13 protein-coding genes are annotated in these 19,350 nt (G+C 64.8%); 5 read left to right on the forward strand and 8 right to left on the reverse strand.

All coding sequences use genetic code 11. The features are described 5' to 3' along the window. Positions 1-86: 86 nt before the first annotated feature. Positions 87-1,385 carry a glycosyltransferase gene (locus tag GWQ44_RS17965; RefSeq protein ID WP_275927924.1) on the reverse strand — a complete coding sequence of 433 codons (1,299 nt, stop codon included), beginning with the start codon at positions 1,383-1,385 and terminating at the stop codon, positions 87-89. 68 nt (positions 1,386-1,453) lie between these two features. Further along, positions 1,454-1,813, reverse strand: a complete 360-nt coding sequence (locus tag GWQ44_RS17970; protein WP_103742314.1) for a response regulator — start codon at positions 1,811-1,813, stop codon at positions 1,454-1,456. Between the two features lie 254 nt (positions 1,814-2,067). Between GWQ44_RS17970 and GWQ44_RS17975 the strand changes: the two genes are divergently transcribed. The 5 genes from GWQ44_RS17975 to GWQ44_RS17995 all read left to right on the forward strand — a co-directional run bounded on the left by GWQ44_RS17975 (position 2,068) and on the right by GWQ44_RS17995 (position 8,633). Continuing rightward, a complete protein-coding gene (locus GWQ44_RS17975) occupies positions 2,068-5,562 on the forward strand; it encodes a response regulator (protein ID WP_275927925.1) in 3,495 nt (1,164 codons plus the stop codon). Further along, positions 5,562-6,377: a protein-glutamate O-methyltransferase CheR gene (locus GWQ44_RS17980; protein ID WP_016964143.1), complete on the forward strand. Its 816-nt coding sequence runs from the start codon at positions 5,562-5,564 to the stop codon at positions 6,375-6,377. The genes GWQ44_RS17975 and GWQ44_RS17980 overlap by 1 nt, the downstream gene beginning before the upstream one ends. Further along, positions 6,374-6,979 (forward strand): chemotaxis protein CheB, encoded by a 606-nt coding sequence (locus tag GWQ44_RS17985; protein WP_275927926.1) that lies wholly within the window; start codon positions 6,374-6,376, stop codon positions 6,977-6,979. The genes GWQ44_RS17980 and GWQ44_RS17985 overlap by 4 nt, the downstream gene beginning before the upstream one ends. Next, positions 6,973-8,181 carry a hybrid sensor histidine kinase/response regulator gene (locus GWQ44_RS17990; protein WP_275927927.1) on the forward strand — a complete coding sequence of 403 codons (1,209 nt, stop codon included), beginning with the start codon at positions 6,973-6,975 and terminating at the stop codon, positions 8,179-8,181. The genes GWQ44_RS17985 and GWQ44_RS17990 overlap by 7 nt, the downstream gene beginning before the upstream one ends. A 74-nt stretch (positions 8,182-8,255) precedes the next feature. Continuing rightward, positions 8,256-8,633: a response regulator gene (locus tag GWQ44_RS17995; protein WP_016964140.1), complete on the forward strand. Its 378-nt coding sequence runs from the start codon at positions 8,256-8,258 to the stop codon at positions 8,631-8,633. A gap of 8 nt (positions 8,634-8,641) precedes the next feature. On the opposite strand, the gene GWQ44_RS18000 is transcribed toward GWQ44_RS17995, so the two are convergent. From GWQ44_RS18000 to GWQ44_RS18025, 6 genes are all read right to left on the reverse strand, one after another. Continuing rightward, on the reverse strand, positions 8,642-10,312 hold the full coding sequence (locus GWQ44_RS18000; protein WP_047304707.1) for an ATP-binding protein: 1,671 nt from the start codon (positions 10,310-10,312) through the stop codon (positions 8,642-8,644). Beyond that, positions 10,309-11,811: an ATPase domain-containing protein gene (locus tag GWQ44_RS18005; protein ID WP_047304706.1), complete on the reverse strand. Its 1,503-nt coding sequence runs from the start codon at positions 11,809-11,811 to the stop codon at positions 10,309-10,311. The genes GWQ44_RS18000 and GWQ44_RS18005 overlap by 4 nt, the downstream gene beginning before the upstream one ends. A gap of 394 nt (positions 11,812-12,205) precedes the next feature. Further along, a complete protein-coding gene (locus tag GWQ44_RS18010) occupies positions 12,206-13,261 on the reverse strand; it encodes a tetratricopeptide repeat protein (protein ID WP_103740233.1) in 1,056 nt (351 codons plus the stop codon). A 74-nt stretch (positions 13,262-13,335) separates the two neighbouring features. After that, the gene (locus GWQ44_RS18015; RefSeq protein WP_275927928.1) at positions 13,336-14,235 is read right to left on the reverse strand and encodes a bestrophin family protein; all 900 of its coding nucleotides are present in this window, start codon (positions 14,233-14,235) and stop codon (positions 13,336-13,338) included. A 505-nt stretch (positions 14,236-14,740) separates the two neighbouring features. Next, on the reverse strand, positions 14,741-16,162 hold the full coding sequence (locus tag GWQ44_RS18020) for a TolC family protein (protein ID WP_275927929.1): 1,422 nt from the start codon (positions 16,160-16,162) through the stop codon (positions 14,741-14,743). Next, the gene (locus GWQ44_RS18025) at positions 16,159-19,338 is read right to left on the reverse strand and encodes an efflux RND transporter permease subunit (RefSeq protein ID WP_275927930.1); all 3,180 of its coding nucleotides are present in this window, start codon (positions 19,336-19,338) and stop codon (positions 16,159-16,161) included. Before GWQ44_RS18025 ends, GWQ44_RS18020 begins: the two co-directional genes overlap by 4 nt. Positions 19,339-19,350: the final 12 nt, after the last annotated feature.

Genomic DNA, 19,350 nt, shown 5'->3' on the forward strand with positions numbered 1-19,350 from the left:
CTTCGCTGGCCAGCCAGCTCCCGCAGCGGGCAGGCCACGGTTTTTGTAGGCACCGGCTGGCCGGCTCTCGGGTGAAGGGCGCGGGGTCAGGAGGCGGGGCGGTTCTTCGCCTCGATCCACTGCGCCATGTATTGGGTGCTCTTGTGATGGTGGTGGCGCAGCATGGCGCCGGTGAAGTTGTCGCGGCGCAGGTGTTGCAGGTGCTGACGGCAGTGCTGCAGGCGCTGGATCAGCGCCGGGCCGTGGACCTGCTGGCGGTAGCGGGCTTGCAGCAGGCGGGCGCCATCGGCCTGGGCCTGGTCCCACAAGGCCTGATCCTGATACAGGCGCACCGCGGCCGCCGCCAGGGCGCTGGCGGACTCGGCCACCGCCCCCGGCCACGGCAGGTCGTCCTGGGACATGGATTCGCTGCCCACCGGGGTGGTCACGCTCGGCGTGCCGCAGAGCATGGCGTCCAGCAGCTTGCCCTTGATCCCGGCGCCGAAGCGCAGGGGCGCCAGGCAGACCCGCGCCGCGCTCATCACCTGCAGCGCGTCTTCGGCCCAGTTCATGATGTGAAAGCCCTGGGCCGGGTTGTGCAGCGCCGCGGCCTTGGGCGGGGTGTAGGCGCCGTACAGGTGCAGTTGCGCGCCGGGCAATTGCTGACGGATCAGCGGCCACACGCGATTCTTCATCCACAGCACGGCGTCCCAGTTCGGCGCGTGGCGGAAATTGCCGATGCTGAGGAAATGCGCCCGCTGTTCGAAGGGCGGGAACTCCTCCGGCAACCGCTCCAGCATCAGCGGGCACCAGTGCAGCAAGGCCGGGGGCAGGCGGAACTGCTGCACCAGCAGCTCGATTTCCACTTCGGAGATCATCAGGCTCAGGTCGCAGCGGTAGATGGCGGCGATCTCGCGCTTGGCCAGGTCGGTGTCGGCCATGTGGCGGAATTCTTCCGCCGGCGCCCGGCTGAACAGCGCACTGAAGTCATCCTCGTCGGCGCCGGCCTTGAGGTGATCCTTGAGGCGCTGGTGGCGGGCGTGGCGCAGGCATTGCAGGTCCGAGGTTTCCAGGACGCGCAGGGCATTGGGGCAGTGCTGCTCGACGCGCCAGCCGAATTGCTCTTCCATCATGAACTGGTCGAACAGCACGATATCCGGCGCCAGCTCGGCGACGAAGCGGTCAAAACTGCTGTTGTTGAGTTCGATCGGGCACTCGCGGATGCCCAGGGCCGCCAGGTCCTCCTTGTGCTCGCCCTCGTTGGCAGGGCTGCTGAAGGTCAGCTCCCAACCCTGGTCGAGAAAGCTCTGGAGGATCTGCATCATGTGCCCGCCGGCGGCGGAGGAGCGGGGTTCGGGCCAGACGTAACCAATGATCAGGACTTTGGTTGCGGCGGTGGGACTCATGAGCGGGCATTCCTGGCAGGCGGGGGCAAAAAAAGGTCGCCATTAAACCACAGCCGGCCGCCACCGGATCAGCCGAGGATGCTGCGCACCTTGTCCCGCAGTTGATCGATGGAAAAGGGCTTGCCGATCACCGCCATGCCGGCCGGCACGTCGATGGATTCGGCATAACCGCTGGCGAACAGCACCGGCAATTGCGGGCGCAGTTGCCGGGCCCGCTCGGCCAGTTCGCGACCGTTCATGCCGGGCAGGCCGACATCCGTCATCAGCAGGTCGATGCCTTGCCCGGCATCTTCCAGCAGCTGCAGCGCGGCGTCGCTGCCATCGGCTTCCAGGACGCTGAATTCGAGCTCTTCGAGAACATCGACAATCAACATGCGCACGATGGCATCGTCTTCGACGACTAGGATGGTGGAAGCGCTGGCGGGCATAGGGACACTCTCAAGAAATGAATTCGACGGGGCGGCGTGACAGGCGGCCTTGTGCATCAGTAAGTGGCAGCTGGCCACAAGTTCCCGAAGCTGTACAAAAAAATGCGTTTGTACAAGCGTCGGCAAGAATAACCGCTTCCTTTGTCCCAGCGCAGCTTCAATTGCAGTGGTGAACCCACAGGTTATAAAAAATAGCTGTAATGGCCGAATGTGGGGCAAACTTCGTTTTTTTTACCAGCGTCCAGGTCCATCAAATGATTCGTCCGACTTCGATTGATGAACAGAGTTTTCGCCAGCTGCTGACCCGCAATATCAGCCTGCCCCTGGGTGTGGGCGTGCTCAGCGCGGTTTTTTTCGTGTCCCTGATCACCTACCTGCTCTCGGTAATCCAGTGGGTGCAGCACACGGATCGGGTGATCAACAACCTCAACGAGGCGGCGCGCCTGACCATCGACCTGGAAACCGGCATGCGCGGTTTCCTGATCACCGGCGATGAGCACTTTCTCGACCCCTACGAAGTGGCCAAGCCGCGCATCGTCAGCGAGCTGCGCAGCCTTCAGGAGCTGGTGAAGGACAACCCGCAGCAGGTGGACCGGCTCAAGCGCCTGGAAGCCCTGCAGACCGAGTGGAACAACTTCGCCCAGGGCATGATCGAGCTGCGTCGGCAGGACGGCGACTACCGTGGCGCGGTCCAGGCCGGCCGCGGCAAGCGCCTGACCGACGAGATCCGCAAGGAGTACGACGACGCGGTGGCCATGGAGCAGCAGTTGCGCCTGGAACGCAATGAAAACGTCAGCCGCACGACCATTTTCAGTGTGATTCTGTACCTGCTGTTCGTGGTGGGCATCAGTGGCCTGCTGGCCTACATCGGCCGCCGCGACCTGCTGGCGCTGTCGAAAAGCTACAGCGACAACCTTGAGGCCCAGGACCAGAGCGCGCGCCGCCTGGAGCAGCAAGCCTGGCTGCGCAACGGCCAGACTGAACTGGCCGAACAGATGCTCGGGCAACTGAGCCTGAACCTGCTGGGGCGCAACATCCTGCAGTTCTGTGCCCAGTACCTGGGGACGCCGGTGGCGGCGCTGTATGTGCGCGAAGACCACGGCGGCCTCAAGCGCGTGGCGTCCTACGGCTTCTCCCGGGAGCAGGAGCAGCAGGAGCAGTCGCTGTATGGCGATGAAGGCCTGGTGGGGCAGGCCGCGCAGCACAAGCGCCTGATCCGCCTGGACAACGTGCCGGCGGATTATTTCAAGGTCAGTTCCGGCCTGGGCGAAGGCGCGCCGCACAGCGCGCTGGTGGTGCCGACCCGGGATGACGATCGGGTCAATGGGGTGATCGAGCTGGGCTTCCTGCGGGCCTTGAGCGAGCGCGACGTCGAGTTGCTGGAGCTGATTGCCGGCAATATCGGCACCTCCATCGAGGCCGCGCGCTATCGCCAGCGCCTGCAGGAAGTGCTGGCCGAAACCCAGCAGCTCAACGAAGAGCTGCAGGTGCAGCAGGAAGAGTTGAAGACCGCCAACGAAGAGCTGGAGGAGCAGTCGCGGATTCTCAAGGAGTCCCAGGTGCACCTGGAAACCCAGCAGGTGGAGCTGGAGCAGACCAACGAACGCCTGGCCGAACAGGCGCAGATCCTCGCCGAGCAGCGCGACGCCATGGACCGCAAGAACAACGAGTTGAACGAGGCGCAGACCCAGCTCGAAGAGCGCGCCGAGGAGTTGCAGCGTTCCAGCCGGTACAAGTCCGAATTCCTCGCCAACATGTCCCACGAGTTGCGCACGCCCCTCAACAGCTCGTTGATCCTGGCCAAGCTGCTGGCGGAAAACCCCCAGGAGAACCTCACTGCCGAACAGGTCAAGTTCGCCGAATCGATCTACTCCGCCGGCAATGACCTGCTGAACCTGATCAACGACATCCTCGACATTTCCAAGGTCGAAGCCGGCAAGCTGGAAGTGCGTCCGGAAAACGCCAGCGTGCCGCGCCTGGTGGATGGCTTGCGCAACCTGTTCCAGCCGTTGACCGCGGACAAGGGCCTGGAATTCAAGGTGCAACTGCAGCCTGGGGTGCCGCAGATGCTGTTCACCGACCGCCAGCGGGTCGAGCAGATTCTCAAGAACCTGCTGTCCAACGCGGTCAAGTTCACCGAAAAGGGCCAGGTCAGCCTGAGCGTTTCCGCCCAGCCGGGGGCCGGCATTGCCTTCGCCGTGGAGGATTCGGGGATCGGTATCGCCGCGGACCAGCAAGAAAGCATCTTCGAGGCTTTCCGCCAGGCCGATGGCACCACCAACCGGCGTTATGGCGGCACCGGCCTGGGGCTGTCGATCTCGCGCGATCTGGCGACCCTGCTCGGCGGCTCGATCAGCGTCAGCAGCGAGCCGGGGCGCGGCAGTATCTTCACCCTGGTGCTGCCGGAGCACTACAGCGAAGCGGCGCAGCCGTTGATCGTGGCCCAGCCGGCGTTGTTGCCGGCAGCAGCAGCGCAGCCGCCGAGCGTGGCGCCGACGCCGGCCGAGGCGCCGGCTGTCGAGATCCCGCGGTTCGCCGATGACCGGGACAAGGCGCCGTTCAGCGGTCGCTGCATCCTGGTGGTGGAGGATGAGGCGAACTTTGCGCACATCCTCTTCGATCTGGCCCACGAGCTGGGGTATCACTGCCTGGTGGCCCATGGCGCCGACGAAGGCTTCAGCCTGGCGGAGCAGTTCGTCCCCGATGCGATCCTGCTGGACATGCGCCTGCCCGACCATTCCGGGCTCACGGTGCTGCAGCGGCTCAAGGAGCACCCCCAGACCCGGCACATCCCGGTGCACGTGATTTCCGTCGAAGACCGGGTGGAAGCGGCCATGCACATGGGCGCCGTGGGCTACGCGGTCAAACCCACCACCCGCGAGGAGCTCAAGGACGTGTTCGCCCGCCTGGAAGCCAAGCTGACGCAGAAGGTCAAGCGCGTGCTGCTGGTGGAGGACGACGACCTGCAGCGCGACAGCATCGCCCGCCTGATCGGCGACGACGACATCGAGATCACCGCCGTGGGCCTGGCCCAGGATGCCCTGGACCTGCTGCGCGAGAACGTCTACGACTGCATGATCATCGACCTCAAGCTGCCGGACATGCTCGGCAACGACCTGCTCAAGCGCATGTCCACCGAGGACATCTGCTCCTTCCCGCCGGTGATCGTCTACACCGGGCGCAACCTGACCCGGGACGAAGAGGCCGAGCTGCGCAAGTATTCGCGCTCGATCATCATCAAGGGCGCGCGCTCGCCGGAGCGCCTGCTGGATGAAGTGACGCTTTTTCTGCACAAAGTCGAATCCCAGTTGTCCCATGAGCGGCAGAAGATGCTCAAGACCGCCCGCAGCCGCGACAAGGTGTTCGAGGGGCGCAAGATTCTTCTGGTGGATGACGACGTGCGCAACATCTTTGCCCTGACCAGCGCCCTGGAACACAAGGGCGCGGTGGTGGTGATCGGGCGCAATGGCCATGAAGCCATTGCCCGCCTCAATGAAGTCGAGGATATCGACCTGGTGCTGATGGACGTGATGATGCCGGAGATGGACGGGTTCGAAGCCACGGTGCAGATCCGCAAGGACCCGCGCTGGCGCAAGCTGCCGATCATCGCCGTGACCGCCAAGGCCATGAAGGACGATCAGGAGCGCTGCCTGCAGGCCGGTTCCAACGACTACCTGGCCAAGCCCATCGACCTCGACCGGCTGTTTTCCCTTATCCGCGTGTGGCTACCGAAAATGGAAAGAATTTAGTGGAGCGTAATACCGAGATCGAACTGCGTTTGCTGATCGAAGCGATCTACCTCAAATACAGCTACGACTTCCGCGACTATTCCGGCGCTTCGATCAAGCGCCGGGTCAACCATGCCCTGCGTCAGTTCGAGTGCAAGACCATTTCCGCGTTGCAGGAAAGGGTGCTGCACGACCCGACCGCGTTCATGCAACTGCTGCAGTTCCTGACCATTCCGGTGAGCGAGATGTTTCGCGATCCTTCGCACTTCCTGGCGATCCGCCAGGAAGTGGTGCCGCTGCTCAAGACCTATCCGTCGATCAAGATCTGGATCGCCGGCTGCAGCACGGGCGAGGAGGTCTACTCCATGGCCATCCTGCTGCGCGAAGAGGGGCTGCTGGAACGCACCATCATCTACGCCACCGACATCAACCCCAGCTCCCTGGAAAAGGCCAAGCAGGGCATCTTCTCCCTGGAGAACGTGCGGGCCTACACCCACAACTACCAGCAGGCCGGCGGCCAGCGCTCGTTTGCCGACTACTACACCGCCGCCTACGACTACGCGATCTTCGACAAGACCCTGCGCGAGAACGTGACCTTTGCCGATCACAGCCTGGCGACCGACAGCGTCTTCTCCGAAACTCAATTAATTTCTTGTCGTAACGTATTGATTTACTTCAATAAAAAATTGCAGGATCGAGCCTTTGGGCTGTTCCATGAGTCGCTCTGCCACCGAGGCTTCCTGGTGCTGGGCAGCAAGGAAACCCTGGAATTTTCCGCCTATGGCAAGCATTTCGAACCCTTGGTCAAACAAGAACGGATCTACCGCAAGACATGAGCCAGGAACCTGTCGCGCCGCCGCAGCGGCCTCGGGTCGAGGCCATTGTGGTGGGCGCCTCCGCCGGGGGCGTCGAGGCCTTGCTGAGCCTGTTCAATGAGTTGCGCGCCGGTTTCAGCCTGCCGCTGATCGTGGTCCTGCACCTGCCCGACGAGCGTCGTAGCCAATTGGCCGAGGTCTTCGACCGGCGCCTGGCGCTGACGGTGAAGGAGGCCGACGACAAGGAGTCGATCGTTCCGGGCACCCTGTACTTCGCCGCCCCCGGTTATCACCTGTCGGTGGAACAGGACCGCACCTTGTCCCTGAGCCAGGAGGAGCGCCTGCATCACTCGCGGCCGGCCATCGATTACCTGTTCGAGTCCGCCGCCGATGCCTACGGCGAGCACCTCGCGGCGGTACTGCTGACCGGGGCCAATCAGGACGGCGCCCAAGGCTTGCTCGAAGTCAAGCGCCAGGGCGGCCTGACCATTGTCCAGGACCCCGGCGAAGCCCGTGTCTCCACCATGCCGGAAGCGGCCCTGGCCCTGCAGCAACCGGACTACATCCTCCCTTTGCGCGGCATCAGCCGTCTGCTCGCCGAGCTGGAACGAATCGCATGTTAAGTACAATTCAAGCCAAGCTGCTGATCGTCGACGATCTGCCGGAGAACCTGCTGGCCCTGGAAGCGCTGATCAAGCGCGAGGACCGCACGGTGTACAAGGCGCTGTCGGCCGACGAAGCCTTGTCGCTGCTGCTCCAGCACGAATTCGCCATGGCCATCCTCGATGTGCAGATGCCCGGCATGAACGGCTTCGAGCTGGCCGAACTGATGCGCGGCACCGAGAAGACCAAGAACATTCCCATCGTTTTCGTCAGCGCCGCCGGGCGTGAACTCAACTACGCCTTCAAGGGGTACGAGAGCGGGGCGGTGGACTTTCTGTACAAGCCCCTGGACATCCATGCGGTCAAGAGCAAGGTCAATGTGTTCGTCGATCTGTACCGCCAGAGCAAGGCCATGAAGCAGCAGGTCGAGGCCCTGGAGCAGAGCCGGCGCGAGCAGCAGGCGCTGCTCAACCAGCTCCAGGCCACCCAGAACGAGCTGGAGCAGGCGGTGCGCATGCGCGATGACTTCATGTCCATCGTCGCCCACGAGGTGCGCACGCCCCTCAATGGCCTGATCCTGGAAACCCAGCTGCGCAAGATGCACCTGGCCCGGGAGAACGCTGCCGCCTTCAGCCTGGACAAGATGCACGCCATGGTCGACCGCGATGAGCGGCAGATCAAAAGCCTGATCCGCCTGATCGAGGACATGCTGGACATTTCGCGGATCCGCACCGGCAAGCTGTCGATCCGCCCGTCGCGCTTCGACCTGGCGCAGCTGGTGCGCGGGCTGGTGGAGAATTTCGCACCCCAGGTGGAGGCCGCGCAGTCGTCCCTGACGCTGCAGGCCGAGCAACCCCTGGAAGGCCAGTGGGATGAGTTCCGCATCGAGCAGGTGATTTCCAACCTGCTGACCAATGCTCTGCGTTACGGGGCCAAGAGCCCGATCGAGGTGAGGGTCTATGCTGAGGGCGGCGAGGCCCGGGTCGAGGTGCAGGACCATGGCATCGGCATCAGCGAAGAGAATCAGAAACGCATTTTTCAGCAGTTCGAGCGGGTCAGCGCCAGCCACGTGGCGGCGGGCCTCGGGCTTGGGCTGTTTATTTCCGAACAGATCGTCACTGCCCACGGCGGCACCATCAGTGTCGACAGTCGGATCGGCGAGGGCGCGCTGTTTCGCGTGAGCCTGCCCTTGTCGATGACCGTGGGACCGGTGAATGACTAAAAGCGTAATGCGCACGCAACCTCTGCGTGACCCAATGGTCGTAACAGCAGCAATTGACCCAGCAAAGGTTTTCCATGAGTGAAGATGCACAAGACGTCGTACTGATCGTCGAAGATGAACCGGTGATCCTGATGCTTCTGGCCGACTACCTGTCGGGCCTGGGCTACCGGGTGCTGCAGGCCGAGAATGGCGAGCAGGCGTTCGAGATTCTCGCCAGCAAGCCGCACCTGGACGTGATGATCACCGATTACCGGCTGCCGGGCGGGATCACCGGGGTGATGATCGCTGAGCCTGCGGTGAAGCTGCGCCCGGACCTCAAGGTGATTTTCATCAGCGGCTACCCCAACGAAATCCTTGAGTGCGCCAGCCCCATCACCCGCAAGGCGCCGATCCTGGCCAAGCCTTTCGACCTCAGCAGCCTGCAGGAACAGATCCAGCAACTGCTGGCCTGAGCCGGGCCTCAGTCGCGGATCATTTCCCGCACCTTGGCGGTCAGCAGGTCGAAGGTGAAGGGCTTGGTGATCAGTTGCATGCCGGGGTCGAGGAAGCCGCCACGGGCGGCGGCGTGCTCGGCGTAGCCGGTGATGAACAGCACTTTCAATTGCGGGCGGATCTGCCGCCCGATCTCCGCCAGTTGCCGGCCGTTCATGCCCGGCAAGCCCACGTCGCTGATCAGCAGGTCGATACGCTGCGCCGAATCGAGAATCGGCATGGCGCTGCGGGCGTCGCCGGCTTCCAGGTAGGCGTAGCCCAGTTCGCCAAGCACCGCGCTGACCAGCACGCGCACCGCCGGATCATCCTCGACGATCAGCACGGTTTCGCCCTGTTGCGCGGCCCCCGATTGTTGCGCCTGGGGCGGTTCATCCTGCTTCAGGTCACCGCGCAGGCGCGGCAGGTACAGGCTGACCTCGGTGCCGCGTCCCAGGGTGCTATCGAGTGTGACGTGGCCACCGGACTGCTTGCTGAAGCCATAGATCATCGACAGCCCGAGCCCGGTGCCCTGGCCGATCGGCTTGGTGGTGAAGAAGGGGTCGAACACCCGGTTGATGATGGCCTCGGGCATGCCGCAGCCATTGTCGCTGACCCGCAGCAGCACATATTCGCCGGGCGCCAGGTTGTCGTGGGCCTGGGTGAAGTCCGCGTCCAGGCGCTGGTTGAGGGTTTCCACCAGCAGCCGGCCGCCGTTGGGCATGGCGTCGCGGGCATTGAGCACCAGGTTGAGCAGGGCGCTTTCCAGCTGATTGGGATCGGCCTCAGCCACCCACAACTGCGGGTCCAGGCGCATCTCCAGCTGGATGCTTTCGCTCAGGCTGCGGTGCAGCAGTTCGCCCATGGACGTCACCAGGGCGTTCATCTCCACCGGCTTGGAATCCAGCGACTGGCGCCGGGAAAAGGCCAGCAGGCGATGGGTCAGGCCGGCCGCGCGGTTGGCCGAGGTCACCCCGAGGTCGATCAGGCTGTCCAGGTCCTCGGTGCGGCCTCGGGCCAGGCGCCGGCGCAGCAGCTCCAGGCTGCCGATGATGCCGGTGAGCATGTTGTTGAAGTCATGGGCGATGCCGCCGGTGAGCTGGCCCACGGCTTCCATCTTTTGTGACTGGCGCAGGGCCTCCTCGTTGTGCCGCAGTTGCGCGGTGCGTTCTTGCACCTGCTGCTCCAGGGTTTCCAGGGTGCGTTGCAGGCGCAGTTCGCTCTGGCTCAGGTCGATCAGCCGGTCCCGGGCTTCGTATTGCCGGCGGCGTCCGCGCAGGGCGGCGCTGACCAGGCTGATCAGGGTCGCCGGATGGAAGGGCCGTTCGAGAAAGCTGACGTTGCCCAGGGGCGCGCCAAAGCGCGAGGCCGGGTTCTGCTCCGGGCCACCGTGCTGGGTCAGCAGCACGATGGGCAGGTCGGACCAGGCCGGTTGCTGCTCCAGATAACGCAACAAGGGCTGCAGATCGGCCCCGCGCAAGGCTTCGGCGGCGATGATCGCCAGCCCGGCGCCCTGTTCCAGCTCGTCGCACAGGGCCGCCAGGTGCGGGGTGATCAGGCTGCTGAACCCGGCTTCATTGAGCATCATCTGCGCCAGCTGGCTGTCGCGGCCGTAGGGCGTCAGCACCAGGGCGCGTTCGGAAAATGCCGAGGGCCGGCTCATGTGCCCTCATCCTGCAGCAGCGGTTTGCTTTCGCCCTGGTAGCTGGGCACGCCGCGCAACACGCCCTGGAAGGCTTCCAGCGGGGCGCCGATGGTCAGGCCGCGGCCGCTGATGCGGTATTCGCGGATGGTCGATTCGTGGCGGCCGGTGCGTTTCTTGATGATGGAGATGGCCCGGCGCACCTGGCCCAGGGCCTCAAAGTAGCGCAGCAGGACCACGGTATCGGCCAGGTAGGTGATCTCCACCGGGGTCTGCATGTCGCCCACCAGGCCGTGCTGGGCCACGGTCATGAAGGTCGCCGCGCCCTGGCGGTTGAGGTACAGCAGCAGTTCGTGCATGTGCAGAACCAGGGCGTTTTCCTCAGGCATGGCCGCCTGATAGCCGTTGATGCTGTCGATTACCACGGTCTTGATCCGTTGCTGATCGACGCAGCGCCGGACCCGGTGCGACAGTTCGCCCGGCGACAGCTCGGCGGCGTCCACCTGCTCGATCACCAGATCGCCACCGGCCTGCAGGGCTTGCAGGTCGATGCCCATCTTGCGCATGCGCTCCAACAGCAGCCCCAGTTCTTCGTCGAAGATGAACAGCGCGGCCTTTTCCCCCCGGGCCACCGCCGCGGCGGCGAAGATCAGCGCGATCAGCGATTTGCCGGTGCCGGCCGGACCGAGGATCAGGGTGCTGGAGCCGGTTTCGATGCCGCCTCCCAGCAGTGCGTCCATTTCATCGATGCCGCTGGACAGGGTCCGGCGCTGGTAGCGACCGCGGTGTTCGGCGGCCACCAGGCGCGGGAACACATGCACGCCGTCGCCCATGATGGTGAAGTCGTGGAAGCCGCCGCGGTACTTCTGTCCGCGGTATTTCACCACTCGGATGCGCCGCCGTTCCGCGCCGTAGCTGGGGGTCAGTTCCTCCAGGCGGACCACCCCGTGGGCCACGCTGTGCACGGTCTTGTCCAGGGCTTCGGTGGTCAGGTCGTCCAGCAACAGCACGGTGGCGTCGTAGCGCACGAAGTAGTGCTTGATCGCCAGGATCTGCCGCCGGTAGCGCAATGAACTCTGGGCCAGCAGGCGGATTTCCGAGAGGCTGTCGAGCACCACCCGGGTCGGCTTGACCCGTTCCACCACCTCGAAGATCTGGCGCGTGGCTTCCCCCAGCTCCAGGTCCGAGGCGTACAGCAGGCTTTGCTGGTGCTCGGCATTGAGCAGGCTTTCCGGCGGGATCAGCTCGAAGATGTGGATCTGCTCGTCGAGCTGCCAGCCGTGGGAGGCTGCGCCCTGGCGTAATTCGCGTTCGGTTTCCGAGAGGGTGATGTACAGGCAGCGCTCGCCGGCTTCGGCGCCGGCGCGCAGGAAATGCAAGGCCATGGTGGTCTTGCCGGTGCCGGGTTGGCCTTCCAGGAGAAACACATGGCCGCGGGACAATCCGCCGTTGAGGATGTCATCCAGGCCTTCGATGCCGGTGGCGGCTTTTTCGCTGAGCAACGCAGTTGATGTCGACAAACAATGCCCTCGCACAATGGGTTCAGGTGATGGGCGATGGCGTCGAGCGCCTTGATCTCGCCGATAAATCACTTGACCGCCGGCCATTGGCACGGTTCAACCTTTTGTCGTGTAGCCGCTGCCGCAGGCTGCGAACGGCTTGGGCGGCATTCCGGCGTAGCAGGCGCGTGGAGCTTGAGGGCGGCAAGGGTTCGGCTGGAGATTGCCAGGCAAGGCCCTGCGGGCCTTTTCGCAGCCTCGCGGGCTCGGCAGCGGCTACAGGTTTTGTGCCGGTTCTTGTAGCCGCTGCCGCAGACTGCGAACGGTTTGGGCGGCATTCCGGCGTAGCAGACGCGTGGCGCTTGAGGGCGGCAAAGGTTCGGCTGGGGATCGCCAGGCAAGGCCCGGGGGGCGATTACAGGCCCTGCTGCAGGGCCGGGTCGTCGGGGTTCTGCTGCTCCAGCTGGGCCAGCAGGACCTGGACATTCTGCAACTGGCCGCTTTCTTTCCAGTAGTTGATCAGCAGCACCCGCGCCTTGCGGTTGTAGGGCTGGCGCTGGACGATTTCCTCCAGTTGCTTCTGCGCCGCCTCCAGCTCCTGCTGGCCGTGCAGGGTGGTGGCCAGGTCGTAGCGATAGGCGGCGTTGTTGGGCTCCAGCTCCACGGCCCGGGACAGGCCCAGCAGGGCGAACTCGCCCTGGCCGTGGTGCAGCAGCCAGAGACCCAGGGCGTGCTGCAGGTAGGCCGAGTCCTGCTGGGCCTGCAGTTGCTTGGCCAGCAACTGGCGAGCGGCATCGCTCTGGCCCTGCTTGTCCAGCACTTCGATCTGCAGCACCACCGCCTGCAGGTTGTCCGGCGCCAGGCGCAGGGCCTGTTCCAGAGTCTGCTGGGCCTTGGGCAGATCGGCATTGTGCAGGTACAGGCGCGCCAGCTGGTACTGGGCTTCGACATTCTCGCCCTGGGTCTTGAGCACCTGGGTGTATTCGTCGATCACCTGCTGCAACGGACCGAAGTACAGGCCCTGATCATCCGGCGACAGGCCCAGCAGAGCGTCCACCGCGGCAAAGCGCACGCTTTGTTCGTGATCGTCGAGCAGCGGCCCCAGCAGCAGGCTGCGCTGGCCGCTGGGCACCAGGCCCAGCACGCTGTCGATCGCCGCTTTGCGCACAGCCGGCGAGGCGTGGTGCAGATCGGCGTCCGCCAGTTTCAGGGCTTGCGGGCTGGGGTAGTTGGGCAGCACCGCCAGCAGACGGATGCGCTGCGCGTCGCTGAGGTCGGGGCGCGCCAGTTGCTGGTACAGCACCCGGGCCGCGCCGGGCTGGCCGTTGCGGGCTTTTTCCAGGGCCGGGCCATAGCCGTGCTTGATGGCCTCGGGGATCACCGGCGGGCTGCTGCGCAGGAAGTTCCAGGCCAGGGCCAGGGCAATGACGAGCGACAGGCTGATCAGCAGGTAGCGACGGGGCAGGGACATGGGGGAATCCGGAAGCTGGCGACTTTTGCAAGGCGCAAGCTTCGGTCAGGAGTCGGCCCGAGTCAAACCCGCAATCAGCTGAGCACGTATTCCACCGGCTGCAGTGGCGGCGGCAGCTCGCGCTGCCCCAGGGCCGCCAGGACTTCGCGCTCCAGGCCGCGCAATAGAGCGCTGCACGGCAGGTCGTTGTCGTCGTAGCCGAAGGGGTCTTCGAGGTCGTTGCCGATCTCGTCGAGGCCCAGGAAGGTGTAGCTGACGATGGCGGTGAAGATCGGCGTCAGCCAGCCCAGGGGCTCGGCCATGGCGAACGGCAGGAGGATGCAGAACAGGTAGATGGTGCGGTGCAGCAGCAGGGTATAGGGGAAGGGCAGCGGGGTGTTCTGGATCCGCTCGCAGGCGGCTTGCACCAGGCTCAGGCTGACCAGCCGGGTTTCCAGCTGGGTGTAGCGCCATTCGCTGATCAATCCCTGTTGCGCCCATTGCGAGCAGCGCTGGCCGATGCGTTGCAACTGCGCGTCGGTGAGGTTCGGATGCCTTGAGTCAATACCCGCTTGGGCCCAGGGGCGCAAGGCGGCGGCCTCGTCTTCATGGCGCAGGCGAGCGATCAGGCTGTGGGCGAAGCCGCACAGGTCGCGCAGCAGGCCCTCGCGTTCGGGATGGCCGTCGATGACCAGGCTTTCACGGATCAGCGAGCGCACTTCGATGATCAACTGCCCCAACTGCTTGCGGCCTTCCCACCAGCGGTCGTAGCAGGCGTTGTTGCGAAAGCTCATGAAGATCGACAGCGACAGCCCCAGCAGGGTGAAGGGCGTGGCGTTGACCTTGGAAAAGTAGGTGGGTTGCAGGGTTTCCACCAGCACGATGACCGAGGCCAGCAGGGTGATCAGCACGCAGCGCAAGGCAATGCGCTTGGCGATCGAGCCCTTGAGGGCGAAGAGGATGCTGATCAGGTTCGGCTTGGGGCGGACAATCATGAGGGCTGAGGCCAGGGCGACTACGCGGCGAGTGAAGAGTAGGAGCGCGCTGCAGGGCTGTCCAATCGCAACGATCGACCGAATGATCGACTGCCTCTATCGGCCGCCGGCCCTTGCCTGACGATTGCCCGCGGAGTCTGAAGCGGCCTTGCGATCCTGGCGTCCCTTCGGACCGTTCGCAGCCTGCGGCAGCGGCTACAGGGAATTGTGTAGCCGCTGTCGAGCCTGCGGCGAGGCTGCGCGAAGGTCCGCAGGGCCTTGCCTGACGATTGCCCGCGGAGTCTGAAGCGGCCTTGCGGTCCTGGCGTCCCTTCGGGCCGTTCGCAGCCTGCGGCAGCGGCTACAGGGAGTTGTGTAGCCGCTGTCGAGCCTGCGGCGAGGCTGCGCGAAGGTCCGCAGGGCCTTGCTTGGCGATGTCGTGGCGAAAAAAAGCCCCGCGACCGAATGATCCACGGGGCCAAACATTGGTTGGTTGCGGCCAACCAAAGGAGCTCCTTGCAAATCCTTAGTTGCTGGCCACCGTCTGCGGCTGCCAGCCACCGCCCAGGGCCTTGTAGATGGCGACGATGCCGCGATACAGGTCGACTTCGGCCTGGGCCTGGGCGTCTTCGGCGGCCAGGCGTTCACGCTGGGCGTCCAGCAGCACCAGGAAGTCCACGGTGCCTTCGCGGTAGCGGATCTCGGCCAGGTCCGCCGCGGCGCGGCTGGACTCGCTCTGGCGAATCAGCGAGATCAGCCGTTGCTGGCGCTTGCCGTAGTCGCTGAAGGCGTTCTCCGATTCTTCCAGGGCCAGCAGCACCTGTTGCTCGTAGTTGGCCAGGGCGCCGTCGGCGTTGGCGTCGGCGCCGCGCAGGCGGGCCCGCACGCTGCCCAGGTCGAAGGCCGCCCAGGTGATGCTCGGGCCCAGGGCCCAGGCATTGGCCGCCGAGGAGCCGATCTGCGAACCGCGTCCGGCGGTAAAGCCGAGGAAGCCGCTGAGGCTGACCCGTGGGAACAGGTCGGCCTTGGCCACGCCGATGCGCGCGGTGGCGGCGGCCAGCTTGCGTTCGGCGCTGAGAATGTCCGGCCGGCGTTGCAGCAGTTGGCCCGGGTCGCCAATCGGCAGGGCCTTGGCAATCGCCGGCAGCTGCGCCGGCGACAGGTCGACGCTGAGCTGGTCCGGGCGTTCACCCAGCAGGGTGGCGATGCGGTTGCGCTGGCGGGTCTGCTCGGCCTGCAATTGCGGCACGCTGGCTTCCACCGAAGCCAGGCGGGCGTCGGCGCGGACCACATCGAGCTGGTCGCCGACGCCGGCGTCGCGCAGGCTTTCGGTGATCTTGCGCGAGGCCTGCTGGTTGTCCAGGTTGGCCAGGGCGATCTTTTCCCGCAGCTGTGCGCCGCGCAGTTGGCCGTAGGCGTCCACCAGCTCGGCGATCATGGTCACCTGCAGTTGGTAGAGGTCGGCCTCGGCGGCCTGCTGGTCGGCGTCGGTGGCTTCCAGGTTGCGCTGGATGCGGCCGAACAGGTCCAGTTCCCAGGCCATGTCCAGGCCCAGGTCGTAGCGCTCGCTGTTCACTCGCTTGCTGGTCTGGCCGGGGATCTGCCCCTTGGCCAGGTCGCTGCTGGCGCGGCTGGTGATGGTCGGCATGGCGTCATTGCTGGCGTCATCGCGAATCGCCCGGGCGGCCCGCAGGCGGGCGAAGGCCACCCGCAGTTCACGGTTGCCCTGCAACGATTGGCTCACCAGCTGGTTGAGGGTCGGGTCATCGAACTGTTGCCACCAGATGCCTTCGAAGCGTGCGCGGTCGAAGTTCTTCTGGCCCGCGGCGCCATCGGTGGCGGCGCTGATGTGCGCCGCCTCGGTGGTAGGAGTCTGGTAGTCCGGGCCGACGGCGCAGGCACTGAGGGCCAGTACCAGCAGGCTCGGCAGGAAGACTTTGGCACTCATTGTTGCGTCTCCAGTTGCAGGGCGCGGGCGGCCTTGCGGGCCTCGCTGCGCTCCACATAATTGCGGATCAGGACATAGAACACTGGGGTCAGCAGCAGGCCGAAGAAGGTCACCCCGAGCATCCCGGAGAACACCGCGACCCCCATGGCATGACGCATTTCCGCACCAGCGCCGCTGGAGATCACCAGGGGCACCACGCCCATGATGAAGGCGAAGGAGGTCATCAGGATCGGCCGCAGACGCAGGCGGCAGGCTTCCAGCACCGCAGCCAGCGGGTCGAGGCCTTCCTCTTGCTTGTCCTTGGCGAACTCGACGATCAGGATCGCGTTCTTGCAGGCCAGGCCCACCAGTACGATCAGGCCGATCTGGGTGAAGATGTTGTTGTCGCCCCCGGAGACGATCACCCCGGTAATCGCCGACAGCAGGGTCATCGGCACGATCAGGATCACCGCCAGCGGCAGGCTCCAGCTCTCGTACTGAGCGGCCAGTACCAGGAAGGCCAACAGCACGCAGAGCGGGAAGACGAACAGCGCGGTGTTACCGGCGAGGATCTGCTGGTAGGTCAGCTCGGTCCATTCGTAGGTCATGCCGTTGGGCAGTTCTTCCTTGAGCAGTTTCTCGATCGCCGCTTGCGCTTGCCCGGAGCTGTAGCCCGGAGCCGCCGCGCCGTTGATTTCCGCGGTGACGAAGCCGTTGTAGTGCATCACGCGGTCGGGACCGGCGGTGTCGCTGACCTTGATAAAGGTCGCCAGGGGGATCATCTCGCCCTTGTTGTTGCGCACTTTCAGCTGGCCGATCTGCTCGGGTTCGAGGCGGAACTGCTGCTCGGCCTGGACGTTGACCTGGTAGGTGCGGCCAAAGCGGTTGAAGTCGTTGGCATACAGCGAACCCAGGTAGATCTGCAGGGTGTCGAAGATGTCGGAAATCGCCACGCCGTGGGTCTTGGCCTTTTCCCGGTCGATGGCGGCATCGACCTGGGGCACGTTGACCTGGTAGCTGGTGAACAGCCCGGCCAGCTCCGGCACGCTGCGGCTCTTGGTGATGACGTTCTGCACTTCCTTATACAGCTCGTCGTAGCCCAGGCCGCTGCGGTCCTCCACCTGCAGGCGGAAGCCACCAATGGTGCCCAGGCCCTGTACCGGCGGCGGTGGGAAGATCGCCATGTAGGCGTCCTGGATATCGGCGTACTTGCCGTTCAGGGCACCGGCGATGGCCCCGGCGGACATGCTCGGGTCCTTGCGCTCATCGAAGGGTTTCAAGGTGACGAAGACGATGCCGTTGTTCGGGCTATTGGTGAAGCCGTTGATCGACAGGCCGGGGAAGGCCACCGCGCTTTCCACGCCGGGCTGCTTGAGGGCGATGTCGGACATGCGCTTGATCACGTCTTCGGTGCGGTCCAGGCTGGCGGCGTCCGGCAGTTGGGCGAAGGCCACCAGGTACTGCTTGTCCTGGGCCGGAACGAAGCCGGTCGGGGTGTGGGCGAAGCCGAACCAGGTCAGCACCATCAGGCCGGCATAGAGGAACAGGGCGATGCCGCTGCCGCGGATGACCCGGCGCACGGTGCCGACGTAACCATGGCTGGCACGATCGAAGAAGCGGTTGAAGGGTTTGAACAGCCAGCCCCCCAGCAGCTTGTCGAGGATCTTCGAGAAGCGGTCCTTGGGCGCATGGTGTTCCTTGAGCAGTACCGCGGCCAGGGCCGGCGACAGGGTCAGGGAGTTGAAGGCCGAGATCACCGTGGAAATCGCGATGGTCAGGGCGAACTGCTTGTAGAACTGCCCGGTCAGGCCACTGATGAAGGCCGCCGGTACGAACACCGCGCACAGCACCAGGGCGGTGGCGATGATCGGGCCGGTCACTTCACGCATGGCGCGCTTGGTGGCTTCCACCGGGCTCAGGCCCAGGCCGATGTTACGTTCGACGTTCTCCACCACCACGATGGCGTCGTCCACCACGATGCCGATGGCCAGCACCAGGCCGAACAGCGACAGGGCGTTGAGCGAGAAACCGAACAGGTGCATCACCGCGAAGGTGCCGATCAGCGACACCGGTACGGCCACCAGCGGGATGATCGAGGCGCGCCAGGTCTGCAGGAACAGGATCACCACCAGCACCACCAGGATCAGCGCTTCGAACAGGGTGTGCACCACTGCCTCGATGGAGCCGCGGACGAAGATGGTCGGGTCGTAGACGATGCTGAAGTCCATGCCCTGGGGGAAGCTCTGCTTGAGCTCGGCCATCTTGGCCCGCACTTCGTTGGAGATCTCGATGGCATTGGAGCCCGGACGCTGGAAGATCGGGATCGCCACTGCCGGCTGGTTGTTGAGCAGCGAACGCAGGGCGTACTGGCTCGACCCCAGCTCGATGCGGGCGATGTCCTTCAGGCGGGTGATTTCACCGTCCTCACCGGAGCGGATGATGATGTTCTCGAACTCTTCCTCGGTGACCAGGCGGCCCTGGGTGTTGACCGACAGCTGGAAGCTGGTGGCGGTGGGCGCAGGCGGCGCGCCCAGGGCACCGGCGGCGACCTGGCGGTTCTGTTCACGAATGGCGGTGACCACGTCGGTGGCGGTCAGGTTGCGCGAAGCGGTCTTGTTCGGATCCAGCCAGACCCGCAGCGAGTAGTCGCCCATGCCGAACAGCTGCACATCGCCCACGCCGCCCAGGCGCGCCAGCTCATCCTTGATGTTGAGCAGGGCGTAGTTGGACAGGTAGAGCATGTCGTAGCGTTTGTCCGGCGAGGTCAGGTGGACCACCATGGTCAGGTCCGGAGAGGCCTTGTCCACGGTGATGCCGATGCGCGTCACTTCTTCCGGCAGCTTGGGCTGGGTGCGGGTCACGCGGTTCTGCACCTGGACCTGGGCGTTGTCCAGGTCGGTGCCCAGGGCGAAGGTGATGGTCAGGGTGATCTTGCCGTCGGCGGTGGATTGCGAGGACATGTAGAGCATGTTCTCGACCCCGGTGATCGCCTGTTCCAGCGGCGCGGCCACGGTTTCACCGATGACTTTCGGGTTGGCCCCGGGGAAGTTGGCGCGCACCACCACGGTGGGCGGCACCACTTCCGGGTATTCGCTGATGGGCAGCTGGAACAGCGAGATGGCGCCGGCGATCAGGATCAGCAGCGACAGCACCGCGGCGAAGATCGGCCTTGAAATGAAGAACTGGGAAAAATTCATCTTGAGAGTCGT

This window comes from Pseudomonas sp. 3MA1, assembly GCF_029237275.1.
Taxonomy (GTDB): domain Bacteria; phylum Pseudomonadota; class Gammaproteobacteria; order Pseudomonadales; family Pseudomonadaceae; genus Aquipseudomonas; species Aquipseudomonas fluorescens_AP.

Bases quoted from the DNA above. Each gene is read 5' to 3' on its own strand.
- GWQ44_RS17995 (WP_016964140.1), top strand. From the start codon at position 8,256: ATGAGTGAAGATGCACAAGACGTCGTACTGATCGTCGAAGATGAACCG.
- GWQ44_RS17990 (WP_275927927.1), top strand. From the start codon at position 6,973: ATGTTAAGTACAATTCAAGCCAAGCTGCTGATCGTCGACGATCTGCCG.
- GWQ44_RS18020 (WP_275927929.1), bottom strand. From the start codon at position 16,162: ATGAGTGCCAAAGTCTTCCTGCCGAGCCTGCTGGTACTGGCCCTCAGT.
- GWQ44_RS18000 (WP_047304707.1), bottom strand. From the start codon at position 10,312: ATGAGCCGGCCCTCGGCATTTTCCGAACGCGCCCTGGTGCTGACGCCC.
- GWQ44_RS17975 (WP_275927925.1), top strand. From the start codon at position 2,068: ATGATTCGTCCGACTTCGATTGATGAACAGAGTTTTCGCCAGCTGCTG.
- GWQ44_RS17970 (WP_103742314.1), bottom strand. From the start codon at position 1,813: ATGCCCGCCAGCGCTTCCACCATCCTAGTCGTCGAAGACGATGCCATC.
- GWQ44_RS18025 (WP_275927930.1), bottom strand. From the start codon at position 19,338: ATGAATTTTTCCCAGTTCTTCATTTCAAGGCCGATCTTCGCCGCGGTG.
- GWQ44_RS18010 (WP_103740233.1), bottom strand. From the start codon at position 13,261: ATGTCCCTGCCCCGTCGCTACCTGCTGATCAGCCTGTCGCTCGTCATT.
- GWQ44_RS17965 (WP_275927924.1), bottom strand. From the start codon at position 1,385: ATGAGTCCCACCGCCGCAACCAAAGTCCTGATCATTGGTTACGTCTGG.
- GWQ44_RS18015 (WP_275927928.1), bottom strand. From the start codon at position 14,235: ATGATTGTCCGCCCCAAGCCGAACCTGATCAGCATCCTCTTCGCCCTC.
- GWQ44_RS17985 (WP_275927926.1), top strand. From the start codon at position 6,374: ATGAGCCAGGAACCTGTCGCGCCGCCGCAGCGGCCTCGGGTCGAGGCC.